General features: G+C 62.8%; 30 protein-coding genes. 1 reads left to right on the forward strand and 29 read right to left on the reverse strand.

Annotated features, from left to right (window positions below):
* Positions 1–2 precede the first annotated feature (2 nt).
* The 10 genes from APZ15_RS15485 to APZ15_RS15530 all read right to left on the reverse strand — a co-directional run bounded on the left by APZ15_RS15485 (position 3) and on the right by APZ15_RS15530 (position 9,377).
* Entirely contained in the window at positions 3–287 is a 285-nt protein-coding gene (locus APZ15_RS15485; protein WP_027787031.1) for a phage holin family protein, read from the reverse strand.
* 76 nt (positions 288–363) lie between these two features.
* On the reverse strand, positions 364–1,413 hold the full coding sequence (locus tag APZ15_RS15490) for a phage late control D family protein (protein ID WP_027787030.1): 1,050 nt from the start codon (positions 1,411–1,413) through the stop codon (positions 364–366).
* A gap of 9 nt (positions 1,414–1,422) precedes the next feature.
* A complete protein-coding gene (locus APZ15_RS15495; protein ID WP_027789299.1) occupies positions 1,423–1,629 on the reverse strand; it encodes a tail protein X in 207 nt (68 codons plus the stop codon).
* Positions 1,604–2,482: a phage tail protein gene (locus APZ15_RS15500; protein ID WP_027787029.1), complete on the reverse strand. Its 879-nt coding sequence runs from the start codon at positions 2,480–2,482 to the stop codon at positions 1,604–1,606. The genes APZ15_RS15495 and APZ15_RS15500 overlap by 26 nt, the downstream gene beginning before the upstream one ends.
* A gap of 10 nt (positions 2,483–2,492) precedes the next feature.
* Positions 2,493–4,934, reverse strand: coding sequence for a phage tail tape measure protein (locus APZ15_RS15505; protein WP_027787028.1), 2,442 nt, complete (start codon positions 4,932–4,934; stop codon positions 2,493–2,495).
* Between the two features lie 80 nt (positions 4,935–5,014).
* Positions 5,015–5,317, reverse strand: a complete 303-nt coding sequence (locus APZ15_RS15510; protein ID WP_027787027.1) for a phage tail assembly protein — start codon at positions 5,315–5,317, stop codon at positions 5,015–5,017.
* Positions 5,318–5,413: 96 nt separating this feature from the next.
* Complete coding sequence (locus APZ15_RS15515; RefSeq protein ID WP_027787026.1) at positions 5,414–5,917, reverse strand: phage major tail tube protein; 504 nt, start codon at positions 5,915–5,917, stop codon at positions 5,414–5,416.
* A 10-nt stretch (positions 5,918–5,927) separates the two neighbouring features.
* Entirely contained in the window at positions 5,928–7,097 is a 1,170-nt protein-coding gene (locus tag APZ15_RS15520; RefSeq protein WP_027787025.1) for a phage tail sheath subtilisin-like domain-containing protein, read from the reverse strand.
* Positions 7,098–7,181: 84 nt separating this feature from the next.
* Positions 7,182–7,961 (reverse strand): tail fiber assembly protein, encoded by a 780-nt coding sequence (locus APZ15_RS15525; protein ID WP_027787024.1) that lies wholly within the window; start codon positions 7,959–7,961, stop codon positions 7,182–7,184.
* 15 nt (positions 7,962–7,976) lie between these two features.
* A complete protein-coding gene (locus APZ15_RS15530; protein ID WP_174543632.1) occupies positions 7,977–9,377 on the reverse strand; it encodes a phage tail protein in 1,401 nt (466 codons plus the stop codon).
* 175 nt (positions 9,378–9,552) lie between these two features.
* Here APZ15_RS15530 and APZ15_RS15540 point away from each other — a divergent pair.
* A protein-coding gene (locus tag APZ15_RS15540; RefSeq protein ID WP_088611304.1) for an IS3-like element ISBcen6 family transposase occupies positions 9,553–10,763 on the forward strand; the annotation gives its coding sequence in 2 pieces (ribosomal slippage) (positions 9,553–9,868 and positions 9,868–10,763; 1,212 coding nt in all).
* Here the strand turns inward: APZ15_RS15540 and APZ15_RS15545 are convergent.
* The 19 genes from APZ15_RS15545 to APZ15_RS15635 all read right to left on the reverse strand — a co-directional run bounded on the left by APZ15_RS15545 (position 10,755) and on the right by APZ15_RS15635 (position 25,053).
* A complete protein-coding gene (locus tag APZ15_RS15545) occupies positions 10,755–11,315 on the reverse strand; it encodes a hypothetical protein (RefSeq protein WP_027787020.1) in 561 nt (186 codons plus the stop codon). The two genes, APZ15_RS15540 and APZ15_RS15545, sit on opposite strands and share 9 nt — an antisense overlap.
* Entirely contained in the window at positions 11,303–11,881 is a 579-nt protein-coding gene (locus tag APZ15_RS15550; protein WP_034195755.1) for a phage tail protein I, read from the reverse strand. Before APZ15_RS15550 ends, APZ15_RS15545 begins: the two co-directional genes overlap by 13 nt.
* Positions 11,871–12,767, reverse strand: a complete 897-nt coding sequence (locus APZ15_RS15555) for a baseplate assembly protein (protein WP_027787018.1) — start codon at positions 12,765–12,767, stop codon at positions 11,871–11,873. Before APZ15_RS15555 ends, APZ15_RS15550 begins: the two co-directional genes overlap by 11 nt.
* Entirely contained in the window at positions 12,764–13,099 is a 336-nt protein-coding gene (locus APZ15_RS15560) for a GPW/gp25 family protein (protein WP_034195754.1), read from the reverse strand. The genes APZ15_RS15555 and APZ15_RS15560 overlap by 4 nt, the downstream gene beginning before the upstream one ends.
* The gene (locus APZ15_RS15565; RefSeq protein WP_226153362.1) at positions 13,099–13,341 is read right to left on the reverse strand and encodes a hypothetical protein; all 243 of its coding nucleotides are present in this window, start codon (positions 13,339–13,341) and stop codon (positions 13,099–13,101) included. The genes APZ15_RS15560 and APZ15_RS15565 overlap by 1 nt, the downstream gene beginning before the upstream one ends.
* Before the next feature lie 17 nt (positions 13,342–13,358).
* On the reverse strand, positions 13,359–14,039 hold the full coding sequence (locus APZ15_RS15570; protein WP_027787015.1) for a phage baseplate assembly protein V: 681 nt from the start codon (positions 14,037–14,039) through the stop codon (positions 13,359–13,361).
* A gap of 3 nt (positions 14,040–14,042) precedes the next feature.
* Positions 14,043–14,567, reverse strand: a complete 525-nt coding sequence (locus tag APZ15_RS15575) for a hypothetical protein (protein ID WP_027787014.1) — start codon at positions 14,565–14,567, stop codon at positions 14,043–14,045.
* The gene (locus APZ15_RS15580; RefSeq protein ID WP_027787013.1) at positions 14,557–15,087 is read right to left on the reverse strand and encodes a phage tail protein; all 531 of its coding nucleotides are present in this window, start codon (positions 15,085–15,087) and stop codon (positions 14,557–14,559) included. The genes APZ15_RS15575 and APZ15_RS15580 overlap by 11 nt, the downstream gene beginning before the upstream one ends.
* 2 nt (positions 15,088–15,089) lie before the next feature.
* The gene (locus APZ15_RS15585; RefSeq protein ID WP_027787012.1) at positions 15,090–15,377 is read right to left on the reverse strand and encodes a head-tail joining protein; all 288 of its coding nucleotides are present in this window, start codon (positions 15,375–15,377) and stop codon (positions 15,090–15,092) included.
* Position 15,378: 1 nt separating this feature from the next.
* A complete protein-coding gene (locus tag APZ15_RS15590) occupies positions 15,379–16,374 on the reverse strand; it encodes a major capsid protein (RefSeq protein WP_027787011.1) in 996 nt (331 codons plus the stop codon).
* A 73-nt stretch (positions 16,375–16,447) separates the two neighbouring features.
* On the reverse strand, positions 16,448–16,792 hold the full coding sequence (locus APZ15_RS15595; protein WP_027787010.1) for a head decoration protein: 345 nt from the start codon (positions 16,790–16,792) through the stop codon (positions 16,448–16,450).
* 30 nt (positions 16,793–16,822) lie between these two features.
* Positions 16,823–17,899, reverse strand: a complete 1,077-nt coding sequence (locus tag APZ15_RS15600; protein ID WP_027787009.1) for a head maturation protease, ClpP-related — start codon at positions 17,897–17,899, stop codon at positions 16,823–16,825.
* Complete coding sequence (locus APZ15_RS15605) at positions 17,896–19,389, reverse strand: phage portal protein (protein WP_027787008.1); 1,494 nt, start codon at positions 19,387–19,389, stop codon at positions 17,896–17,898. Before APZ15_RS15605 ends, APZ15_RS15600 begins: the two co-directional genes overlap by 4 nt.
* Positions 19,386–19,592, reverse strand: a complete 207-nt coding sequence (locus APZ15_RS15610; RefSeq protein ID WP_027787007.1) for a phage head-tail joining protein — start codon at positions 19,590–19,592, stop codon at positions 19,386–19,388. The genes APZ15_RS15605 and APZ15_RS15610 overlap by 4 nt, the downstream gene beginning before the upstream one ends.
* 13 nt (positions 19,593–19,605) lie before the next feature.
* Positions 19,606–21,648, reverse strand: coding sequence for a phage terminase large subunit family protein (locus APZ15_RS15615; protein ID WP_319002094.1), 2,043 nt, complete (start codon positions 21,646–21,648; stop codon positions 19,606–19,608).
* On the reverse strand, positions 21,593–22,123 hold the full coding sequence (locus tag APZ15_RS42005; protein ID WP_172535148.1) for a MarR family transcriptional regulator: 531 nt from the start codon (positions 22,121–22,123) through the stop codon (positions 21,593–21,595). The genes APZ15_RS15615 and APZ15_RS42005 overlap by 56 nt, the downstream gene beginning before the upstream one ends.
* Before the next feature lie 465 nt (positions 22,124–22,588).
* The gene (locus APZ15_RS42010; protein ID WP_174543642.1) at positions 22,589–23,248 is read right to left on the reverse strand and encodes a hypothetical protein; all 660 of its coding nucleotides are present in this window, start codon (positions 23,246–23,248) and stop codon (positions 22,589–22,591) included.
* A 9-nt stretch (positions 23,249–23,257) separates the two neighbouring features.
* Positions 23,258–24,136 (reverse strand): DUF4747 family protein, encoded by an 879-nt coding sequence (locus APZ15_RS15630; RefSeq protein WP_464153595.1) that lies wholly within the window; start codon positions 24,134–24,136, stop codon positions 23,258–23,260.
* Positions 24,137–24,465: 329 nt separating this feature from the next.
* Positions 24,466–25,053, reverse strand: a complete 588-nt coding sequence (locus APZ15_RS15635) for a hypothetical protein (protein ID WP_027787003.1) — start codon at positions 25,051–25,053, stop codon at positions 24,466–24,468.
* Positions 25,054–25,210 lie beyond the last annotated feature (157 nt).

Consider the following 25,210-nt stretch of genomic DNA (forward strand, 5'->3'; position numbering starts at 1 on the left):
CGTCACTTCCCCCCAAACACACGTTTTGCATTCCGGCGCAGCAGCACTTCGAGGTATTGCGACCCCACAATGCCGAGCGCACTCCCCAGACCGAGCAGAGCGATCGGCGGCAGATCCGGGATCTGCAGCAGCGCGAGCCCGGCCACCATCGACGTCGCCGATCCCAACACGGCACGGCCGGCGACGAGCCGAAACGTCAGTTGCTCCCCGCCCACCAACACCTTCGCGATGCCAATCAATCCGCCCATGACGATCAGCTCCAGAATCGTTTTTTCGTGGTCTTGCATCGGTTCCCCTTGCCCGATAAAAAGAAAGGCCGCCCCGGTTGCCCGTGAGCGGCCTGCAAATTCAGTGCGTGACGCGTTACTGCGGCGCCGGCACCACCAGAGTGATTTTCTTGCCCGACTTCTTCTTGTGCCCGACCTTCGCTTTCCCCTTGTTCCCTCCGTTCAAAGTCACGACCGTGATCCACCCGCGCGATGCGAACGTGTGCTCGACCGACTCGATCAGAAACTCACCGTCTACTCCGGTCTTGAACCCCTTCAGCGCGATCGTCTTTTCCGCCGACAGATCTGCGCGGCCGCGCATCGTCAGCCGGCTCGTCGACGTGTGCCGGTTGAGCGTCGCCATTCGCGATGTCGCGCCCGCTTTCGCGGCTTCCGGACTCGCGAACGCATGGCGCTCGGTATGCACCGCGGACGCACCTGGCGGTGCATCCGGGTTCGGGATCGTCAGATCGATCTTCTTCCCGGACTTGCGGTCATGCACCTTCGTGCGCACGGCCGCGAAGCTCGCTCGGTCGGGGAAATTGATGTCGTAATCGAGCAGGTCGCCCGGCGTGAGCGTGACGATCGGCAGCGGCTTGCCGCTCGCGCTCTTACCGCCGCCGCGCGGCAAAACGATCAGCTTGCCGGCCTTGACCGTCGCCGTCGCCCCATACTGGCGAGCCACGCGCGTGATGAAGTGCAGATCGCTCTCGCCGAACTGGTCGATACGCGGCACGACAACGTCGACGTCACACGCGGCCGCCCATTTGTTACGACGCGCGACGTCGCCGACGATGTCGGCCAGCTTCGCGTTCGACCAGCTCCCGTATCGCTGCGTTTTCGACGTCGCGCGCATGTTCGCAGGCTTGCCCCGGATCACGACGCTGGCCGGCGGCCCGCGCAATCCAACCTCGTCGACGGCGTACTCGCCGAGCATCAACAGCCCCTGCCCCTCCCATCCGATCGACACCTTCAAAGTCGCGCCCTTCGGCGGAAACTCGACGCGGCCGTCGCGATCGTCGAGCGTGATCGTGCACTCGTCGGCGTCTAGACCAGGTTTGTCCATCGACCGGATCTCAAGCACGCGATCCTGTATAACCTTCGTCACGTCCGAGCCGTTCGCGACGACCTGAAAAATCGCTTCCATCGCACCTCACTATGTCCAGAGCTGGACGGACTCGGCACGCGGCGCATCGAGATCCGGCATCAGGATCTCGACGCCGGCCGGGAACGGCTGCGGCCGATTCGCCAGCCCCGGATTCGCTTCGTACACGGCCTCGACCGTTCCCTGCAGCGCTCCGTAGAAGCGATAGCAGAGCGTGTCGAGCACGTCACCGTCAGACGTTCTTAAAGTCTTCGCCATAGCGCCCGAACTCCACCGAGAAAGTTTGCTTGCGCGGCAAGCCGTCCGCGAGCAGCGCGTCCTGCTCCTCTTCGATCGCCTGCAACAGCCAGCGGCCGAGCACTTCGCCGTCGCCCGTCGTGAGCTGCACGGGCTTCATCCTGCCGCCGATGGCACGCAGCCGGCTGATCTGCTTCGTACCGGCCCCAAGCGACGGGAACACGACGCCCGACAGCGTGATCGTCTCGCCCCCTTCGCTGACCGGTTGCAGCGCCTCCTGGCGATTCAAGCGCTCCTGAGACGCCACGCGATACCGCGTCGCTCGTCGCAACTTGTCGTGAGCAGCCGTCGACAGGTTGAAGTGGAATGCGTCGCCGGCATCCGTCGTCATCGACATCAGGTGCGGCGTGCTCGACGACGCACCGTCGATCAGACCCGACAGCATCGAGCCGACGCCCGTCGACTTGATCACGTCCATCACCGCCGAGTCCTTCAGACCCACCGCCGCGTTGAACTGATTCCACGCCCCGCCCAATGCAGACTTGACGCTGTCGGCGGCAGCCCGCACAAGGGGGAAATTCGATCCGTCGACGGCTTTCAGAATCGAGCCGATCGAAGCCTGCGTCGCGTTGAAGCTACGCACGACAGCGCCGACCTGCGGAAACAGGTCCGACGCCACCGACAGCGCACTCGTCGCGCCTGTCAGCAGCTCGGCCGCGCTGCTCAGATTGCCGGTTGCGAGACGTTGCAGCATGTCGACCGTCGCCATGCTCGCCGCGCGGTTTCGATCGAATATGCGAACCATCTGCCGCACGCGCTCCGTCGCGATCCCCGCCTGCGTTGCTGCTCCCGAGATCTGTCGAAACACATCCATAGCGCCTCCCTTACATATGCGGCGCGTCGAACATTGCCGTACGACTGTTCGCCTTGCGCTGCTGCTCCTCCATCATCCGCGTCAACTGCGGACTGACCTGTTGGAGAAACTTGTTAGCCATTTCGGTATCGCTCGCCTCGATCTTCACGTTGAAGACCGGCGCGAACGTGTTCGTCTGATCGATACGCGGCCCGAACCGGGCATCTGCCGCCGGACTTTCCGCTGCCTTCGCTGCCTTGGCGACCGCCTCGGCATTCGCGGGCGTCTCGTCGGGCTTCTGGCCCAAGAACTTGCTCGCGATGGCGCTCAGTGCCTTGTCGCCTACAAACGTCCCGAGTGCCCCGCCAAGCACACCGACGACAGCCGATCCGATCGGCCCGCCGAGCGCTCCGATCGTCGCCCCGACCTTCGCGCCGATCACGCCACCCGCGAGACTGCCGGCAATGCCAGCGAACCGTGTGGCCTTCCGATCGTTCGTATCGGTGCTCGACGCGACGGCGTATGCTTCGCGAGCCGCAAGGCCGAACTTCAGGACGGTCCCCGCGACGGCCAGCTTTCCTGCCCACGGCGCAACCCGACCGAAGAGCGCACGTCCCGCGTTGACGACCCGCCCGATCCTCCCGAGCCGCCCCGCCCGAGCTGCCGCGCGACGCGCGGCGCGTCCTGCACGCCCACCGCCCATCAGATCGCCAAGCCCGCCACCATCGACGCCACCGCCGGGCATGTTCACGACAAACACGCGCTGGACGCCACCAGCGGCGCTCGCAGCCCCGCCGACTGCATCCAGTGCGCGCCCGACGACGCCACCCGCACCACCGGCACGCCCTGCAACCCCTCGACCACCACGCGCCAGCACCGTCCCGCGCGCGATATCGAACAAGCCACGACCGATGCCCCAAAGTGCCTTTGCTCCGCGCACCGCGAGCACCGTGCCGGCGATGCCGACGACAGCGGCTGTCGCCTTCGGAGCGCTGTCTGCTGCGGACTGGATACCGCTCCCGGCACCCTTTGCCGCCTCGCCAACGCGATCCGTAATCGGCCGTAGGGCGTCGCCAATGCTGCGCATCGCGTCGTCCCATCGCTGCCCGACCTCGCTCCAGATCTGTTTGGACGTCTCGCGACGTGCCTCCAGATCCTTCTGAATCTCGCCGCTCGCCTGCTGCGCGTTGCGCTTCAGGTTCGAATACAGCTCCGCGTTTTGCATGTATGCCGTCAGCGCCGCCTTGACCTGCATGTCGTTGAACAGGTCGCCGGTCTTCATCGTCTCGGCGAACGCGGCCATTTGCGCCTGACGCTTGGCGGGGTCCATCTCCGAATTGAACTGCTTCGCCGCAGCTGCGAGCTGCTTCGCCTTGGCCGGATCGACACGCTCGATGTACGCGCGGGCGAGCACGAAAGACGCCTCCAGCGTCGACCAGCCCTTGCCGATCGCCTCGCGCATCTTGGCCTGATAATCGACACCGGCCTTCGCGTAATTGCGTTCGGTCTCGCCCGAACCGATCTTCGAAAACCAGTTTTTCAGGTTGTTCGCCGCCTCGTCCGAACTGCCGGCGGTCTTCATCTGCACCTGGAGCATTGCCCCGAGCTGCGTCACCGAGTCCTGCCCCGTGATGCCGATCTTCTTCATCTCGGCGAGTAGCACCGGGAACCAACGCGCCATGTCGACCGACTCGAACGACCCTTCTTTGCCGAGATACGCGATCGCTTCGAGCGCCTTCGACATCTGCTTCGGATCGACAATCTCCGCGTTCTGCTGCAGCGCTTGGATCATCTTCGCGGTTTCGACCGTCGTCGCGCCTTGGCCGATGGAGAACTTCGCGACCAGCGGCGCGAAGTTGAGCGCGCGATCCAGATCCATGCCGCCTGCGACCATCTGGTTGACGGCGTCCGCCAGCTCGTTGCGGCTGATACCGTTCGCCCCGGCGTCACGCCTGATCCGCGTCGCCATCGCGGCCTCTTCCTGCGTGCGCGCGATACCCGCCTTAATCGCGATGTCGCGAATGATCGCCTGATAGTTCGCCGAGATCGTCGCCGGCACCGCGACCGCCGCCGTCAGCTTCACCGCGTCGCCGATCACGCCACGGCCGGCCTCTTGACCGGCTGCCAGCCGCTCGCGTCCGGCCACCTTCAGATCCAGTCCGCGAGCGGTTCGTCCGAGCTGCGCATACGCTCGATCGAGCCGACCGACCTCGATGCCGGCGTCTCGCAGCGATTTCAGATTGCTGTCGAGCTTGCGACGAATGCCATCCGCCGCGCTGTCGCCCGCCAAATGAAGGCGACGGAACTCGTCCTGCAGGCGCATCGTCTCGCCGATCTGGCGCTGCCAGAGCCGCGAGTCGTTCGCCCGCTTCTTCATCGCGTCGATCTTCGACGACGTGTCGGTGATCGCCTTGCCGAACGTCGCCGAGACAGCCCCGCCGATCACGATGCCAAGTGCTAAGTCTTTCGCCATCCCGGCCCCCTCAATCCGTCAGCCACCAGAGCATGTCGTCGACCGTCATCTCGTCAATCGATGTCGGCGACATGCCGTATTCACGCACCAGCCGATTTGCCAACGCCTTGAGCGTCTTTCTGTCCAGCTTGGCGTACGGATCGAAAGGAGTAGTACGCGTCCTGCACGCGCTCGTAATCGGCCATGTCCATCTCTTCGATGTCGTCCGGGCCGACATCTGCAAGCGTCGCGAACAGGATCAGCTCTTGCTGCTCGGCATCGTTCGGCGCGAGCTTCTGCGCACCACGCATGTCGCGCACCTTCGGCCGGCGCAGCGTGAAGCTGTCGCACTCGACGCCGTTGAGCTTGATCGGATAGTTGAGCTTGACCGTGACCTTTTCCATTGCGGTTCCTGAAAAGAAAATGGCGAGCCATCGGCTCGCCATTAATTAAACAAAGTAGCTTTGCTGTGTGTGCGTCGAATGACACCGACGTGGGAACTACATGCCAAGACCCTTGCGGACCTCGGCGAGCTGATCAACACCGTTGATCACGCGCTTGGACGCGAAGACATCGATCTCGTGCACAATCGCACCGGCGATCTCCAGCTTGTAGTAGTCGCACGACACGGAGTATTTCGCCTCGTACTTGTCGCCCGGTTTCCAGTCGCCCGGATCGACTTCGTGCAGCATCCCACGCAGATACACGGCGACGTTTTTCGTCTTACCGCTGCGATCCATGAACACCGCGCGAAATACACCGTTGAACGCGCCCTGATCGACCAGACCGAAGAAGCGCAGCACCTCGTATTCCATCGTCGACATCGAGAACGATGCATCGAGCGCTTCCATGCCTTGATCGACCTTGACCGTCGCGTCCATCCCGCCCGCGCGGAAGTCATCCGTCTTGATCTTCAGCTTCGGTGGCGTCATGCTCGTCGCGCGGCCAGCGTATCCGCGGCCGTCGATATGAGCGTTGCAGTTGTACAGAGTTTCCGGAATCATCGTTCCTCCCTTAGATCTGGTTATCCAGCACTTCGGTCAGCCACTGGTTCGTGACCTCGAAGCGGAAAATCGGGTTTTCGGCCGGCGGGACGTCCGTGAATCGGATGTTCCAGTACACCTTGCCGTCTTCGAGCTGGCTCGCCGTGTTCAGCAACGGGTCCGGATAGACCTCGAAGTTGATCACTGCACCCTGACGCTTCAGATCACGCATGAACGCGTGCAGCCCTTCTGTCACGTCGCTGACGTACGTCGCAGTAATGCCGCGATCGACCGCCCATTTGTGACCGGCCTGCACGGCATCCATGACGATGTCGAGCGTGCGCACGCGCGTGACAAACTTCCATTTCGGATCGGCCGACAGCGTACGGTTTCCCCAGAGGCGATACCCGCCGTCGCGAATAATCGTCGTGATGTTCGCGTTGTTGAGCAGGTTCGCCCGGCACGTCTCGTCGCCGTCGAGGTATTCGATCGGCCGGCCCGTGCCCGTGATCTCGACGATCTCCTTGTTCGACGGCGACGCCCAGAAGCCGATCTTCGCGTCGGTCTGACAGAACAGCCCTGCCGCGTACGTCGATGCGGGCAGCGAGATCTCGCCGTTCGTCGCGTTGTTCCATGCCTTCGCGCCGGGGTCGACCATGTACAGGCGCTTGCTGCCGAAGTTCTTCGCGTACGCGATCGCTGCCTCGTCGTCGACGTTCGGGCCATCGATCACGGCCATCGCGCGCAGCTTGCCGGCGAGCGAGTCGGCAGCCGTCGCGACCGGCTGCTTGGACGTATGCCCAGGTGCGATCAGCAAACGCGGTTGTGCGTTGAAGCGCGACTTCGCGTCGAGCAGCGCCTGCATGCCCGTGCGTGCGCCCCCGGCCGACACACCACCGATGATCGCCGACGTGAGCTGCGCCGCGTCGGTCGCAGTCGGCACTCCGACCGCGACAACGATCGCGCTGCTCTGCGCGTAGATCGCGCGAGCTGCCCGCGCGATTGCGCTGTTCTCGCCGAACGCACGCACCGCCTCGCCGTAGCTCGTCAGTTGCACCGGGACGTTCGGCTGCGCCAGATCGGGACCGGGCGTGTACGTGTCGGTCATACCGACCACCGACGACGACGGCACCGCAATCGTGCGCGGACCGCTGTCGACGATCGTCGTCGTGATGCCGTGAAAAAAGGAAGTCGCTGCCATGCGGATCTCCGGAAATAAGAAAAGCCGCTCATCGGAGCGGCTTGAAACGAAACGACGCCGGCAACACATGCGGCGTCGGCAAAGTTACTTTTTGACGGACGTATCGGACGCCTTCGGTTGCTCCGGCTCGGGGGCGGCGTCGGTTGTTGCCGCCACCTCCGCTCGACGCTGCATTTCCGCCTCGGCCGCAGCGCGATCCTCTTCGGCCTGCTTCTCAGCAGCCGCCCGCTGCGCAGCCTCCTCCGCTTCGCGCTTCGCTTTCGCTGCACGCTCGGCCTCAACCTTCGCGAGAATCGCGGCTGGATCAGGTTCGGCAGGCCACGCAATCCGCGCCGGGAACGTCGGTGACTCGACAACATTCACCAGCGCGACCTGATAATCGGCCCATGCGTCGAACATCGCCTCTTCGAGATCCGACAGTCGCCCCGTCATCCGAGCATCCGCCTTGCCGCGATTCTGCTGACGAGCCTTTTCCAGCCGCGCGAAAAAGTCATTCATCGCTGACTCGCGCGCCCGGTCCGCGACGATCTTCTCGTCGACAACCCACGCCCCGTCCCGCCATACGTGCGTATCGGATGGGCGCGGCTCTTCAGTCAGGCCAGCGTCGTCCGGCGTCACACCGGCCACGGTAATTTCCGCCGCGAGACCGGACTCGGTTCGATAGAGGCGCACGCCGCGATAGTCGGGCAGCATTTCCCATTTTTCATCACGCCAGAACGGCCAGGTGCGCGGCGCACGTTCGGGCAGCGGTTCCAGCGTGCAGAACGCGGGAACCAGATAGCGGCTCGAATTCATCGGATCGACATCGGCAAGAAAGCTTACGATGTACTGCCCGGTCAAACTGTCGTATTGATTGCAAAGCATGTTCTACCTCACGAATTAATATGCGCGGATCATGGCAAGCACTGCGATGTTGCGCATGCGCGCTTCGGTGCCCCCGTCAGCGGCAACGCTGATTGCATGCGAGTGACCACCAACACCACCGATACCGACTGCGTGCGTATGCTGTCCATTTCCGTCGATGCCGATAGGGATCGTTGCGCCATCCGTTCCCAAGTTGTTCGCACGACCGTTGTCCATGCCGTACCCGCGCCCGGTGCTCGTCGAATACGCACCGTTCGACCCGAGACCAAACCCGTGCGAGTGAGGCTGCTGCGTAACGTTGTGTCCGTGCCAGCCGGCCGCATCAGTCCAAGCGGTATGTGTGTGATCTCCAGCGGCACCAGACGAGGCGCCGTGCGAGTGGGAGCGGTTTTGGCTGTCCTGCCACGAACCGACACCGCGACCAGAATCAACACCCCGCCCACCGTCAGCACACCGGACACCTTCGCCGCGAAACTCGGGGATGCGGAACGTCGTCTCCCCGTCGCCGATCGAGAAGCACCCCCACCAACCAGCGGCCCAGTCCTTCTCCGTTGCGAGCGCACCGCTTGCCTGAGCGTACGCCCAGAGCTGCGGATAATCGGCTCGCTTGAGTAACGCTCCGTCCAGCTTCAGGCAACCCGCCCGCACACTGTTTCGCACCTCGAAAATGATCTGGCCGATCGACGCCGACGCGATCGCATCGACGACAAACGCCGTCGACGCGACACTTCCCGACTTATCTCCAGCGGCGGGCGTAGGCACCTGCACAGGTCGATCAAAGATCGTGCCCTTGTCGGCAGTGAATCGCGCGGTGACGATCCCGTTACACGTGACGCCGAAAGCGCCGTCACCGATGTGATACAGACCAGTATCCGGAGCACCGTCCTTGTCGAACGTCAACGACGGATTCTGCGGCGTGCCTTCCGAGAGGAAAATCCGAGCGCCGGCGGCAAGCCAGAGCGCCCCTTTAAGCGTCCCTCCGTTGTTCAGGTCGAGCGGCGTCAGATTGCCCGTGTGGTAAACCGGTTTGCCATCGATACAAAATGTCCGACTGCCGAAGAAATACTGAAACGAGCCTTTCGTTGCCGAATACCACCCGACGTTGTCGGCATTCGCGTAGAAATAGCCGTCAACCGCGCCAAAGCGAAGCCGGCCTTCGCCCCACGAAGGCTTCAACGTAAGGTCTCCACGCATTTCGACCGACCCGCCGATTGACGTTCCGCATCCCGTGTCATCAAGCCGCAAAAAGCCGCTTTCGAGATTCCACAAGATCGGCCGGAATTCATTCCACGGTCCAAGCGGATCGCCCTTCTTTGTCTGAAGCAGGTAGAAGTCCCGATCGTCATTGCGAAACATGACACCGTAGTTCGCCGACGTCGCTCGGTACTGGCCTCCAAGCGTGCCGTCGAGGTCCATCCCGCTAGAACGGACGCCATTTGCGAACGACGTCCGATACGCGACTTGAAAGCCATCGCGCGCGTTGTCGGCCGTCGTCCCTGGAGCAGCCCCCTGAAACGCCGGACACAGTCACCCACTTACAATAACGGGTAGGCATAGGACTGTGTTTTTGACTAACACTAGGCAGGAAGTGATGGAAGTGTTGACGGGCCCGGAGCGTCGGCGGCGCTGGACGGCGGAGCAGAAGCTGGCGATGGTTCGCGAGAGTTTTGAGCCGGGGAAATCGGTTTCGATGGTCGCGCGCCAGCACGGCGTGAATCCGAACCAACTGTTCCACTGGCGCAAGCTGTACCAGGATGGGAGCCTGTCAGCGGTCAAGGCCGGCGAGGAAGTAGTCCCGGCCTCGGAACTGGCCGATGCACTCAAGCAGATTCGTGAGTTGCAACGGATGCTCGGCAAGAAGACCATGGAGAACGAGATTCTCCGCGAAGCAGTCGAGTACGGCCGGGCAAAAAAATGGATAGCGCACTCGCCCTCGCTGCCGGAGGACGACCAGTGAAACTGGTTTGTGAAGTTCTCGGCGTGTCGCGCTCGAACGTATCGGCACGACTGTCGCGTCCGGCGACGTGGCGCGATGGCCGTCAATCGAGGCAGAGTGACGACGCGGACGCGGTCGAGGAGATCCGCCGGGTCATTGGCGATTTGCCCAGCTATGGCTATCGCCGGGTTTGGGGCATCTTGCGCAACGAGCGCGTTGCGGTCGGACTGGCGCCGTTTAATGCCAAGCGAATCTATCGCGTCATGCGCACACATGGGCTGCTGATGCAGCGCCGACCGATTCCACCTCGGCCCCAACGTCGACACGACGGCAAGGTAGCCGTCGAGCGCAGCAATCAGCGATGGTGCTCGGACGGCTTCGAATTCTGCTGCGACAACGGCGAGCCGCTGCGCGTAACGTTCGCGCTGGATTGCTGTGACCGTGAGGCGATGAGCTGGGCGGCTACGACGGCAGGCCACAGCGGCGACATCGTGCGCGACGTGATGCTGGCTGCAGTGGAAAATCGGTTTGGCATCGAGCTGCATACGCCGTCCGAAATCGAGTGGCTGAGCGACAACGGTTCGGGCTACACAGCCGACGACACGCGTCGGTTCGCAGTGGCCATCGGCCTGAAGCCATTGACCACGCCGGTATGCAGCCCGCAAAGTAATGGGATGGCCGAGAGCTTCGTGAAGACGATGAAACGCGACTACGTCGCCTTCATGCCGAAGCCGGACGCAGCGACTGCTGCACGCAATCTGGCCATCGCGTTCGAGCATTACAACGAGAAGCATCCCCATAGCGCGCTGAAATACCGCTCGCCTCGCGAGTTCCGGCGCTCGATGGATTCAGCAACCTTAGTGTGAGGCTGTGTCCGGTATTACAGGGTCAACTCCAGTCCCCAAAAGCACGCGCCCCTCGCGAGTGACACGCATCCGCTCGGCACCGCCCGCGATCAGAGCGAGCCAACCATTCGCGGCGGCCGGCCCAACAAGGCAGTTATCGCCCCGAATCTCCAGGTGCGGAACGCCTTGTGCGCCGATCTGAAGGTATCCGTCGCTCGGCGAAAACATACCCGTGTCAGGATCGTTCTCAAACCCGAACCCAGCGTTGTTTGCGTTATTCGGCGTGATTGCGCCGACCTTCCCGCGAAGCACTCCCTTCAACGTGCCGCCCGTGTACGGCAGCTTGTCGTTTCCGAGTGCGTCGGTTCGCTTGCCGAGCGCTTCGACCTGCGCACTGACTTCGCCGACCCGCTTGTCGTTGCCATCCGCCCGGTCTTTGAGGTGCCGCGTCCGATTCGCAAGTTGCTTTGTCGGCACGTTGTCGATCCCATCAGGACCACCCTGTACGGGGTCCGACGTTTCGAACTGGTAGACCCCGTCCTCCCACTTACTTTCTTCCTTCAGATTGGCCATGTACCGATCACCCCTCGCGTAAATTGACCATTGCGTGTCGCGACACCGTTGTGTCGGATCGCAACCTCAGAAAAATCGAGCCACGCGAGCCGACTGCGAGCCGGCGCGTAACGCTCGATCGCTCGCTTCAGGTTCTCGCCCTGATCTCGCGTCACCGGCCGCCGCAGCTTCACGATGTACTCGGCCCATGCAGTCGATCCGCCGTGCAGATATCGACCGTCGCGCTTCGCCGAACCGTCTCGCCGCTTGATCTGTCGTCCCTCCTGAATGTCGATCTCGCCGAACCCGAGACGGCGAACGATCTCGCGGATCGCCCACGGCGTGCCCTTCTTTTGATAGATCGCCAGAGACGACTTGATCAGCGCGCGTCGCGCCTCTTCGGACTCCGCCAGCTCCCATCCGTCGACTGCGAGCGACCACGCGAGCCACGGCAGGAAAGCGGCGGGGCAGCGATCCGCATCCCAGAGCGTGCGGATCACGTTCGGATCGACAGACGGCCGCATCACCTGCGCGAGCGCCGCTTCTAGACTCGTCTGGTTCGTCGGCAGTAGTGCTTCAGTCGTCATCGTTCACCTTCGGATTGAGCACGATCGCCGTACACCGGGCGAACTGATCGATCGCACACACCACGTCAGCCATAGGGGCCTTCAGATCGACACGCACGACACCCGACGCTTTGGGATGCAGTGCCCCGGTTACGGCCGAGCGAGGCATGCCAACCCGTAGCGCTTCGCCCGCAGCGACTGCGATATCCAGATCCTGCCGTCGCGCAGCAAGCACGACGCCCGGATCTGGCCCGCGCCCGATGTACACGTCGGCGAGGATCGAGTATTCGACCGGCCGGGCCGGCACAACGAGCAGCGTGTCATTGAGCGGCCGACGATCTTCGGGAGAGAGCGCTCGGCGGACCGTGTCGAGCAACGCGGCACTGGCAACGCCACCGTTCGAGTACGACTTCACCACGACGCGAACGACACCGCCCTCCGGTCGATCGACTCGCACATCGGCGACATCCGGCGATGCATCCATCGCCATCGACCGATATGCACCGAATGGCCCCGCCGTTGACGAACGCTCGATACCCATCTGCGTACGCAATCGCAGCCGCTCGTCGCGCTCGACTGTCGCGGGGACAGGCGGATGCGCCTCCGGAGCACCGGGATCGACTGTCTCCCGCTGCAAATTCCAGAGCACCGCGAGGTGTTCAAGATCCGCGCCCGTCGAATACGCCAGCAACACGGCTCGGGCTGCATCGTTGACACGCGCCCGAAACCGTATGTCGTCGTATGCCGCCAGCTCGATCAACTTGACGACCGGATCGGATTCCAGCGCAGCCGTCCAATCCGGATAGATGCTCTTGAAGTGTTCGAGCTTGCGCTGGTACACCTCCTCGAAGTCGAGCGTTTCGACGAGATCCGGTGGATCAAGCGCCGACAGATCGATCACTGTCATATCGTCACCTCGAATACAACATCGTCGCCGTTGTATTGGCCGGCGATCCTAAAAGTTACTTTGCCGTCCACGACAGACAGTGCCTTCACGCTATCGAGCGCAATACGCGGCTCCCACCGTCCGATCGCACGCGCGGCTTCCGCCTGCGCGGCCGAGATCCATCCGCGTGTGACGGGCAGGTCAACCATCGCAGGGAGATCCGAGCCGTAATCGGGTCGCTCGCGGCGGGTTCCCTTGCGCGTGCTGAGAATGTCCGCGATGCTCTGCACAAGATGATCCAGACCGCCGATCAGTCGGCCCGTACGGCGACACATACCGACCAGCGCGACCATCACTGCGCCTTCGTCGGAATGCGCTTGAAGCACCCGCGCGATTCGAGATACGCGATATGCTCAGGCTCCGTCACTTCCGTTTTGCCGGCCAGCACGGCAACGTGCGAGCCGTCCGGAAACACGATCACGCGGCTGCGGAACTCGGTATCGATGAATGTCACGGGTGCCACCGCCCCGCCTTGCTGTTCGTCTTTCGCCATCACCACCCCCACAAACGAAAAACCCCGCACGGGCGGGGTCAAAAGTTACTTTGCTGTGCTCACACTGGCGGGCCGACCAACTCGCCGTCGCCCTGCTCACGGTGCCTGTGCTTCGTGAGCGACTTACCGCCGGCCGTAACGTCACCTGTATAGTCCGCACTGCCCGCGATCTTCATCGCGACACCGCCACCCTCGCCCGGCTTGCCCTGCATGCCACCGTTGAACGTGAGCATTTTCTCGGTCGTCGTGTTACCCGTGAACGTCGAATCCGGAACGTCCGCCAGCAGCTTCGCACTGCGCAGCGTCGCGCCGTCCGCCTTCAGCTCGAACTCAGTCCCGCCGATGCGGAACACGATCCGACCACCGGCAGGCACTGACAGCACGTATTCATGGCTCGCATGGTTGTACTGCTCGTACGCACCGTCCGGGAAGTCGGTGGCGGTCTCGTCGGGACTCGATCGTCCAGACCCGCCGTGCTGCTCTGTGTAGTAGCCGGGCGCGACGAACGCACCCGCGAGATCGCCGGACGGTGCCCACAGGGCAACCTCCTCGTCAACGGACGGCGGACGCCAATGCCGAACCTTGCCGGCGGCACCGGCCTGCCATTTGAGCCAGTCGCTGACCCAATCGCCGACACGCACTTTCACGCGCGGCGGATCGTACGTGATCGCCTCCACGACCGCAGTCTGCGTCAGGCACGCCATGCGGCGATCCATCTCGCCAAGCTCGAAGTCGCTCACACGTCACCCCGCTCCCTGCTCCACCGGATTCCAGTAATGGTCTTCGTGCCCCGGCCCCGTCTCCGGATCGACACCCCACAACACCGCACGCCCCTTCGTCGGCGGTTCGTACGCGTCGCCCAGGTCAAATTCGTGCACCCACTCGACGAGCCAAACGAGATACGTATCCAGTTCGGGCCGGAACGGATCTTCGCCCGCCGACCCGACCTGTTTGCCGGGCGTCATCGGCAGCCCCCACGTCGCCCCGTGCACCGTTTGCAGCACGCGCGCGGACAACTCGCGCACCTGGACCTCGGCATCCTCCACCAGCGGGTCGACGATCACGCGGGCCTGCATGCGCGCGATCAGCGGCACTCGGCCCGTTCCGTCGTCGTGCCCCGGCTCCAGCTCCGCCAGCTCGACCGCGACGAACGGCGTTTCGATTGACTTGCCGATCTTCGGGTACGCGTGGATACGTTCGAGATCGGGCAAGCGCGCACGCAGGCCGGCCTCGATGCCGTCGTGAAGTTGTTTCAGGTTATCGAGCACGATTCGCCGCCTTCTGGATTTCGTAGTTGACCTCTTGCCGCAGCACCGTCATCAGCCGCGCCTCGCACACACGCGCAGCGCTTCGAAATGCCGGATCGCCGGTCCGCGACCATTCGACCGTCACCACTTCGAACGGCGTTCGCGCCTTTCCGGTGCGACGGTAGATCGCGCCGTCCGGCTGCGCCTTGGTCTTGCGCCACGCGCCCTCGAACAGCGATTTGCCGGCGCGCATCCCCTTCTTCGTGCGCCGAACAGCGCCGAGCCGATGCGCCTCGAGCGGGTTCAACCCAAGCCACACCTTGCCCGTGTCGAGCGAGCGCATGAAGAAGTACATCCGCTGCCGCAGCAGCTTCTGCTGAATGCCCGTCGCGCCGCTGACCTCTTTCGCCGTCTGACTCCGAATCCACGCGCCTGTCTTGCGCAGCGTCCGACGCCATGCCGCCTGCATTGCAGCAGGCGGCAGGCCCGCGAGCGCTTCGAGCGCCCCCCGTACGTCGATCTCGACCTTCAGCAGATCCATCATCACCTCAGAATCAGGATCGTCCAGCCCGTGCCAGCCGGGCGGACCTCCAAAACGCGGAACCGTTCGCCACCCGCTTCGACGATGCTGCCCTCACGCACGCGTGCCGCGTCGTCGTCCGTGATGTCGAGGATCGGCGCAACGAGCTGCGTGCGTTGCGTTCCGAGATCAGGGCCGAGCCACGGCGCCTTGAACATGCCTTGCAGCGGCTTGCCATCGATCTTGACCTCGTCCGACAGGTCTCGCTTCACGGCCGTATCGACGTCGACCATCAGATCCCGGAACGCCATGTCACGCCTTCAGCTTGACCAGCGCTTTCGGGCGCGTGCACAGGTGGATCGGGTTCGACTGCGCCTCGATCTCGACGCCCTTTCCGAAGTCCATCAGTTCCTGCTTCGCGTAGTACGGAATACCCGTCGTGTTGACTGCCTCGACGTAGTCAGCCGGCGCGAAGCGCGTGATGAACAGGTCCGGCACACCTTCGGGAATCGCGTGCGCTTCGTCGTCCGCGACGTAGCCAACATCGCCGACGCGACCGCGATAGCGCTCGAACGTGCAACCGCCGAAGTCGAACGCATCGCGCGCGTCGCCACGCAGCGACGCCGCCATCGCGGTCGCAAGGTACGTCTCCTTCACGGTCTTCGCGACGATCAGCTTGTTCCAGAACGATCGGCCGCAGAGTACGCGCACGCCCGTGTACGTCGTCGCGCCCAGCGCATCTTCGATCGCGTCCTGCACGTCGACGCACTTCACGCGGATCTCGGTGTCGGCCTTGCCCAGCTCGAACGGGATCACCGTCTGCTCGATGCCGAAATACTGGAGCAGGTCGATCAGCACCGTCTTGCCGTCCGCATCCAGAACTGCGCCCTTGATCGCGCCGATACGGTGGAATTCGTGCGTCGCGTCGAGCTGGCGGCGCATCTTCGCGAGCCGGCGATTCACGACGGTCTGCAGCGCCTCCAGCTCGGTCTCGGAACCGAATGCGCGCAAATTCTGGATCTCGTCCGCCTTGATCACTGCGCGCTGCGGCAGATGCACCGTATTGAACGGGATCATCTTGCGCTTGCTGCCAACGACAACGCCTGCCGGCGAACCGCGCTCGCCCGCCGCGACGAGTGCGAGCGTGTCGCCGTCGCGCTCGATCTGGATCGTCGTCGTCGTGATGCCGTCCTCTTCGAACAGGCCGAGCGTGCCGATCCGGCCGGGAACATACGGCTGATCGTTGATCGCAGCACTCAGGGACGACAGCGAGAACGCATCGTCTTGAAACAGGGCGATATCCGCCATACAACCTCCGACATGAAAATGGATACAAAAAAGGCCACGCGGTCGGCGTGGCCTTGAATGGGGTGTGATGTGATCAGCGAACGATCACGTGCCGCTCGGCGAGATCCCCTCGACCGGCTGCATCGAGTCCCGTCAGCAGGCCGCCCGCGACTTCGGCAAGCCGGACGATCCCCGTCGCCGGGCGCGACGCGTCGGACGCCGCCAGCGGCGCGTAGAGCACGGCTGCTGCGACTTCGGAACCGTCGTTCGCGGCGTTGTCGTACGGCGCGTATTCGCCGGTACTGGTTACGCCGAGCACCTGCCCGGCCGGCAGTGCAGCGCCTGCCTTCACGACGATCCGCTCGCGCGAGATCTGGCCGTTGCCCTCCGACACGAGAAATTCCGCCGTCAGAGCGGCCTGTACTTTCCAGTTCGACATGAGTTTTCCCCTCCTCGGGTTACGTCAAAGTTACTTGCCGCTCTTGCGAGCCGCGTAGATGGACGCCGCACGCGGCGCATTCGCGACCACGGGCGCGTCTTGCGACACAACCGGGGCAGCACGATGGTTGATCGGCTTCTGCGAGGCCGTCATGCGCTCGAACAGCCGCGCTCGGACCTGATCCGGCGACAGACCATCCGAGACAAAGCCGGCCGTCAGCTCGGTCAGGCTCGCGGCCAGACAGATACCCGCAATGTCCTGTGCATTGCCGATCGCCGCGTCGACGGTCGCACGATCGCGCAGGCCGGTCGCCAGCACGATGCCTTCGGCGCAGTGCTCGATCCGCGCCTCACGACATGACGCGTACACATGCGACGCGAGCGCCGTGACGTCCGGCGCTGCCGGCGGCTGCGGCTGCGGCTGCGGCTGCGGCTGCGGCGCAGGATCGACCGGCGGAACCTCGCCGTCGCCCTCCAGTGCCGCCATGATTTCGGCCGGCACCGACGAGAAGCGAGCCGCGTGCCGGGCTGCGCCCGCGTATGCGGCAATGCGGACCGGGTCGACGATCGCGTCGCAAAACCCTTGCTCCTTCGCTTGCGCCGCCGTGAGCCAGGTCTCAGCATCCATGATCGCGCGGACCTCTTCTGCGGTGCGGCCGCTGCGCTCGACGTAGGCCGCCAACATGCTGTCGGACGTACTGTCCAACAGATCCGCAAGGCTGCGTAGATCGCCGGCCTCACCAGCCGCGAACGTATGAGGGTTGTGAATCATGAGCCTCGCGTTCGACGGCATCTCGATCGTGTCGCATGCCATCAGGATCAGCGATGCTGCCGACGCAGCCACGCCATCGACACGCCCCGTCACCTTGCCGGCGTACCGGCGCACGGCGTTGTAGATCGCGAACGCGTCGAACACGTCGCCACCCAGCGAGTTGATCGCGACGACGATCGATGTCGCTGTCGATGCCACCTCATCGAGCTTCGCGGCGAACATCTCGGCGTCGGTGCCCCAGAATCCGATTTCGCCGTAGATCCGGATCTCTACCTCGCTGCCGCCCGTCGCATTCGCCTGCGCACGGATGTCCCACCACCGCTTCTTCTCTTTCATTCGCCATCCCCATTAGAAAGATCGCCCGCCCCGTCGACCGGATCGAGCGTGTCATATCGAATCCCGAGCTGGCGCTCGCGCGCAAGATCGGCCGCATTCTCCCGGTCGACCTGCTCAGGATCATCACCGCGCGAAAGCACCGCACCTGTCCGGCTCGCCAGCCCGGAACGGATCTCCATCCGCTTCGCCGTGACGTCCTGCACCGGATGGATATACGGCCAGCCCTGCGGCACCCATCGCACCCGCAGATAGTCGCGACGGCGTCGGTAGTAGTCCGGCATCGGCATCGCGCCCGACAACGCGCAAGCGTCGACCCACCAGCGCCAAACCTTCCGGCAAAACTGATGAATGAACACGTTCCACTGGATCTGCTCGACCGACCTCCGGAACTCGTTCAAGATCACCCGCAGCACACGATCGCTCACGTCGCGCAGATCGCCCGTCATGACCTCGTACGGCATGCCGACCGACGCCGCAGCGGCCATCAGTTGCTGACGCATGAATGGCCCGTAGTCGGTGCCTGCGCCCGGCGGCTCAGCGAACGTGACGCTTTCGCCCGGAGCCAGCTCCTGCATGCTCCCCGGTTCGAGCGACACGACCGGCGAGAAGCCGTCAACGTCGTATTCCATTGCCGCGCCCGTCACTGGATCACCCATGAGGCCCGGCTCGGCGGGCGGCTTCGTGATGAACCCTGCAAAGAGGTTGCTGACCTCTTGCCGAAACAGCACTGCATCGTCGAAGTTGTCCAGCGACTTGAGCCGCAGCAGCACGGTCGACAGCACCGGCACGCCGCGCACCTGGCCGGGTCGAAGAGCATGAAAAACGTGCGCGATCTCGTTGGCCGGCACACGCACGGTCTGCATGTTGGTCGTCGACGCCCGCCCGTACTCGCCGGGATGACGCTGCAGCAGGTGATAAGCAACACGCCGACCATCCGCATCGAACTCGACGCCGTTGATGATCTCGCCCCCGCCCGCCACGGTCTCGTTCTTCTCCACCGGCAGCAGATCGCCTTCGAGTAGCTGGATCTGCATCGGAACGGCCAAGCCATCGCTCGGACTGCGTAATCTGCGACGCACCAACACCTCGCCATCGCTGAAAAATGCTCGACCCGCAAGCGTCTGTACTCCGCCGATGTCGGCCCGTTCGTCCGCGTCGATCTCCTCGCAGCTATCCTCCCAAAGTTGCTTTTGCATTTTGCGCACTGCATCGTTCGGATGCTGCGGATGCGCCTGAATGCCAGTGCCGATCGTGTTCGAGACAAGGCGCTCGATGACAGCTTTTGCCCACGACTCGTTGCGGATCGCGTCACGAGCACGCGACCGCAAGAGCGGCAGGTTTTGCACCGCCGCCGCATTCGGTCCCGCGCCCGACGTGCGCCACGACTTCGCCCGCGCGCCCGTCGTACTCGCCGATTCGTACGCCGCCGCCTTCAGCCGCGTCGGCACCACGAACCCGCGCTGCGCGAGTGACGGAAAGCCCCCCTTCATCGCACCCCCTTGCCGGCGTGACGAATCCGGACGATCGACGAACGCCCGGCCGCGCCGTTCAGGTCGCGAATGATCTCGGTGCGTGCCTCGCGCAGCTCGCCGATCGAGCGATATTTCACGCGCCGGTCGGCATACTGGACTTCCAGCTCGCCCTTCGCGATTGCAGACTGGATGCTCTGCAGATCCTGTTTTGTGTATGCCATGCCATTCCCTCGTTTAGCGCCGCTTCAGGTACGTCGAGCGACCAACACGACGCCCCTGAATGCGCGAAACCCCGCTCGGGGGCGGGGTTTCGGTGGGTTTTGCTACCTGCGGCGACGGCCGCGGAGTCTCACTAACTGCCTCTTCGACCGGCGGATCCGGAAGCACCTCGGCGGGCAGCGCCGACGGCAACGCCTCCAGTACCGGGACCGCGTCGAACAGCGAGACCTGCGATGCGCGATGCTGCTCGACCTGCCAGTGCGCCTCGGTCATCAGGTGCACTTTCACGCTGCGGGCCGCGTGCAGCGCGTAGCCTTCGCAGTCCAACGCCTCGTTGCGCGGGCTGATCTTCTTCCACACGCGCTTACCGCCACGCGGCCCCGGCACCTTGACCTCTGCCGTGAGCTGCGACAGGTAGTCGCTGCGCACACCGCTATACCAGTGCATGCGGCCCGGCCCGTTGCCGTCGAGCTTCAACCGGTTTTCGAGGATCAGATCCTTCGCGCGGCTCACGCCGACCATATACGGGCGCAACCCGTACTTCGCCGCCTTACTGTTGTTGCGCGTCGAGTCGATCGATGCCTTCGGCACGCTGAATATCTCCGCGTCGACGTTGCTGCTGCCCTTGACCGCCATGACGTTGTAACCGGCCTGCTGCGCCGTGCGCACATACTTGTATACGGCGTCCGACGTCGCACCGTCCGACGAGTCGATCGACGCTGCACGTACACGCAGCAGCCAGCCATTCTCATGCCGGTATGCGTGCGACAGCAGCGTCGTCAACGCGCCCCATACGCCGCCCGTCATCGGGTCTTGCTGCTGCTCCGTCACGTTGCCGTAGATCTCGCCCCACAAAACGAGCCAGCTTTCCTCGCCCCGACCCCATGCGCGCAGGACGATTGCGAGCCGGTCGTGTTGCACGTCGACGCCAAGCGTCAACACCAGACCGCCAGTCGGCACGGTCAGCTCCGCGTACGACAGCGCACGTTGCGCGAGCACGTCCAGCTCGGGCAGATCGGTCTTGTACTTGTACGCCCGGCCCTGCGAGTTGTTCACGAACGAACGCATCTTCGTATCGTCGCCTTCGCGCAGCGCCTTGTCGGCCGTCAGCCACTTCTTGACCAGCTCGGCCATGTTGGAGCCGGGGAACGGCGACACCAGCTCGTTGATGCGGAAGCCGGCAACACCGTGAAACGGCGCCGTCGCAACCCATCGCCCGCGACGAACCGCGCGAATGCGCGTCGCGTCGTCCCACAACGAGCCGCAATGCGGACAGGTGTAACGGGCCGTCTCCGGTTGTGCGCGGCCGTAGACCTCATGCACGACTTCGGCGCCCTCGCTCCACGTGACGTTTTCCCACGCCAGCTCATGCTCCTCGTCACAATCAGGGCACGGCACCAGATACACGCGCTGATCAGATGCCGCGTAAGCCTGCTGGATGCGCGACAGGCCGTCGATGGTCGGCGTGCCGCCCAAGATCATCTTGCGTCGCCGGGCCGAGTAGCTCTTGTTCCGTTCCTCCAGCAGCGTGATCGAGTCGCCCTGCTCGCGCACGTTCGTATTCGCGTCGTCCGGCTCCTCGACCGCGACGACCGGGGCCGGCGTCGACTTCACTTCGTCCGGCGCGTTCGACGTGATGAACTTCAGGAAGCCACGCGCGAACGTCTTGTGATCCCACAAGTTGTTTTTGTCGCGGGCCGCATGAACCGGCAATTTCGCCGACAGGCGAGGTGTCACCTCAACCATCGGCTCGAACTTCTCCAGGTTGAACTTCTTCGCCGTTTTCTCTTTCGGGAACATGACGATCATCGGGCACGGGTCAACGTCGATCCGCTTGCCGATGTAGTTCAGCAGCACGCCATCTGTCCATGCGACCTGCGCCGACTTCATGCACACGATTTTCTGCACCGTCGGATCGTCCAGCGCTTCGTGCATGCCGAACACCCACGGCGTGATGTTCGGGTTATACCGGCCGGGGCTGGCAGAACCCTTCGCGCTCAACCTACGATGTTTGCGTGCCCAGTCCGTCGTCCCAATCCGCTCCGGCGGACGCAACATCGTCGCGATCCGGCGAATCACCGCGTGGACTGTCTGGGTCGTATTCAGAAAGCTGCTCAAGGCATCCATATATATGCTCGTTCAACCATTCGACGTCCACCTCGACGCCGTATAGCGTGCGCAGCTCCTGCACCAGCTTGTCGGACAGCGACAGCAGCTCCGTTTGAAATGCGCCGACCATCAGGCCGTACGCCTGTTCGAGCTGCGCCGCATTGACCAGCTGCCCCTTCTTCTCTGCCAGCGTCAGCAGCTTGATCTCGCGATCGACGCGCTCCGTCATTGCACGCTCGGCGACGAGATCGATCCCGGTCTCACTGGAGCGGCCGGCCGCGACCTCGCGCAAGTGCCGAATGTAGGCGATGCGGATCTCGTCGATCGACGCCGCGCGATAATCGAGCTGGACCTTGTCGACGAACCGCGAAACGGCCGATTGGTCAAGGTCGAGATGGTCAGCGATCTGATGCTGAGTCGGCATGAATATGACCCCCTATGGAGACTCGCCAGTAGAGAAAAAACGCGGGTGCGAGCCCCCGCGTGTGGCGATGCCCAGAGGGTCCCCGCCTGCTCAAAAAATGGGCAGACCGGCACCGATCGCGACATCGGCGTTCACGCCGTCGCCCGCACGGTCCATTGCCCACACGACACGGTCCATCGCATCGTCAAACACGAAGCACCGCGCGGTTACGCGCCCCATGCTTCGATCTTCATCCCACGTCGACCAGACCTCGCTCGGTCCAGCGCTCGTCGACTCGATTCGCATTTCAGCGCCCCAATGCAAAAAGCCCCGAGGGCTTGCGCGCTCAGGGCTTCAAATTAACTTCGTAGGAGCAGACGCCCCTGCCAATCGAGACACATCACAACCGGCTGTCAGTTCAAATGGAAAGACCACACCCACCATATGCATAGTTGGGTGTGGTCTTCATTCGCACTTGCTAGCCGCTTAGACCCGCCAATTTCGAGCACGGCGGGCCAACATCCGTCTTCGGCTCATGACTCGGCGTCGTGGTGGCTCCTTCTTCTTCGGTTCCTCGTCCCGTTCAATCATCGTCGTCAGCCGAAAGATTGCCATCGCTGTAGCGAGAGCCGTCGCGATAGCGTAGATGAACAGTAGAAATCCAAAAAAGTATCCGACCGGAGATATCCATTTGTGTACGAAATCGATAGAACCGAAAACGGAGTACACGTACGCGCCAACGCCCTCGGTCTCCTTGAGCGGGAAGTCGAGTCCTTTTGCCGCTAATGCAACGCCGAATGCAGCAAGCTGCACGACGATGAAATGAGCGAGTGACGCGCTGATTGTGACAAAGGGACTCGTCTTTCCCTTCCGGCGGGTCATGATGACACTTCGAAAGCGCTCGTCGCCAAAGCCCAACACAATCGCATACGCGCCAATCGCAAAACCAACCATAGTCGGCAAGACGGCGATCGGATCACCCCACCATCCGCCGTCTACCCAGAGATGGGCAAGTAACGCCGTGGCAACCGCTGAAGCATGGAGATACGGAGAAGTCAGGACCGCTCGCCATCCCCCGTATGCACTCCAGTATCGCCGGAAAATGTTCCGTACACCGCGATACGATTTCTTCAGGTCACTCAGCATGCATTAGCCTCAGGCTGGTCGGCGCAAACGGCGAATTCGGGCGAGGTACTCCGCAGCTACATTCTTCAACGCGGTCACAACCGTCTCCACGTTTGGATCATATAGCGCAGGAGTCAACATCGGATGCTTCTTCGTAGAAAGTGTCTGGACTTTCCCGATCTCGGTCATCCCACGAGCTTCCACATAACCGTTCGCCTGCGCCACCTCAGAAAGCAAGCGAGTATGCTCATTGGGCTCGAGAGATTCGCCCTTGTTTGCGACGAGGACCGTGACCATCGTCGCTGCATTCTGCTCGGCCATTCGCTCCTTAACGTCCTGCTCCACATCCTCCCAATCGTCGGGGTTCGGCGGCGTAATGACAATGTGGAGTTTTCGAAGCTCGGGCAAAGCGAAAATCTTGTCGAGCGTATCTGCACCTGGAATGACAGTAACAGTGATTTCCTTGAACTGTTCCGTCAATCGCGGCTGATTGAGCAGCTGCTTGAAGTACTTGCCCGCATCCTGCGGCCCTAGGTGCTCGTTAGAGTCTTGGCTCACAAAGAACAGTCGGTGCGATGGAGCATGAAACAAGAACGGAAACGCTTCGAGGCCTGGCTTGAGATGGTCAGGCACATGCAGCTCGGCCAGCTCATCCTCCTCCGCCGGTGCCTGCTGAAGGACGTTGAGCCACTTACCAGTAAGCTTCAGGTCGTAGAACTTGAAAACTTCACCGTAGTAGAACCCATCACCGACTTCATCACCGAACGTACCAAGGATGCCAGCAAACTGACCTCGAATCTTGACAACATGCTTGGTTTTGTAAGCCTTCTTGAGCAAGTCGACATACCGTTCTGGGCCATGCGGCTCAGGCATAACAATATTCAGAGCACCTACAACAGCCGATCTCACGCTATTCCCCCGTGTCGTTATCTGAGATAGCCCGGAAAGTTCCGCAGCTGTCGCATATATTACTCGGAAATGGGAAAGTCAAATCTGACCGATGAAGGAGATCGGCACGGTCACGTAATAGACAGCAAAAAGCCCCAAGGGCTTTCGCACTCAGGGCTTCATAATTCATTTTGCAGGGACGAACGCCCCCACACGACCTAACGGGCTCCACTATGTGTTCTTATGTCCCGAGAGGTTTGCACGACTAACGCGCGGTGCCAGCGAATATCCAGTGATGCTGCAACGGATGTTCGAAGTTTACGCGATCTACTCTTGGAATGAAAGACGTTTCATTCTCGCATTTGACGGCGCATTGTGTCGGACACCGATCCATTCACGTGATCGAGCAGCGAATGCATGTCGTGAAAGCGCCGCGACCAGTGGCGTCGATATTCATCGAGTGGGATGCCGAGTGCTTGTGCACGTGCTGCATCGTCGATCGGCCGCTTGCCCGAGCCAGCGCAATCCGGACAGATGTAACGACCGTCGCGCCGCACGATGCCGCGCCCTTCGCACCGCACGCATTGATCGTTGATCCACTCGTCTAGCACGCGCAACGCGAAGCGCTCAACAATATCGACCTTCGCACGTTCGACTTCGTGTCCAGCGCGCTGATCGCGGCGCTCCTCACGATTCAGGCCCGTGAACCGGTTGCGCTTAAAGCGTCCTGACAACCGGATCATTTGCGCGAACAGCAACGTGGCCTTGCGGATCGTTGCCGGCCTCGTTTCCTGCCCTGCCTTGATCCGCACCAGCAACCGACCGAGATCGTTCGCAAATGCGAGTGCGCCCAAAGTAACTTTCGGATCGGCAATCGGGTCGGTGAACTGACCACGAACGCTCATTGCAATGCCTGCCCGCTCCATCAAATCGATCATCACTCTCTCCTACTCGTCCTAATGTCTCAATGTCCCAAGGGATAAGGCTTGTGGGGGTGCGCGCCGGCGACATGCGCGACATGCGCCGCTCACGTCGCGCATGTCGCGCTGCGCACCCGCACACGAGGCAACGCCTTGGGACGTTGGGACACGGGAC

Origin of the sequence: Burkholderia cepacia ATCC 25416 (assembly GCF_001411495.1) — a bacterium.
GTDB classification, from domain to species: domain Bacteria; phylum Pseudomonadota; class Gammaproteobacteria; order Burkholderiales; family Burkholderiaceae; genus Burkholderia; species Burkholderia cepacia.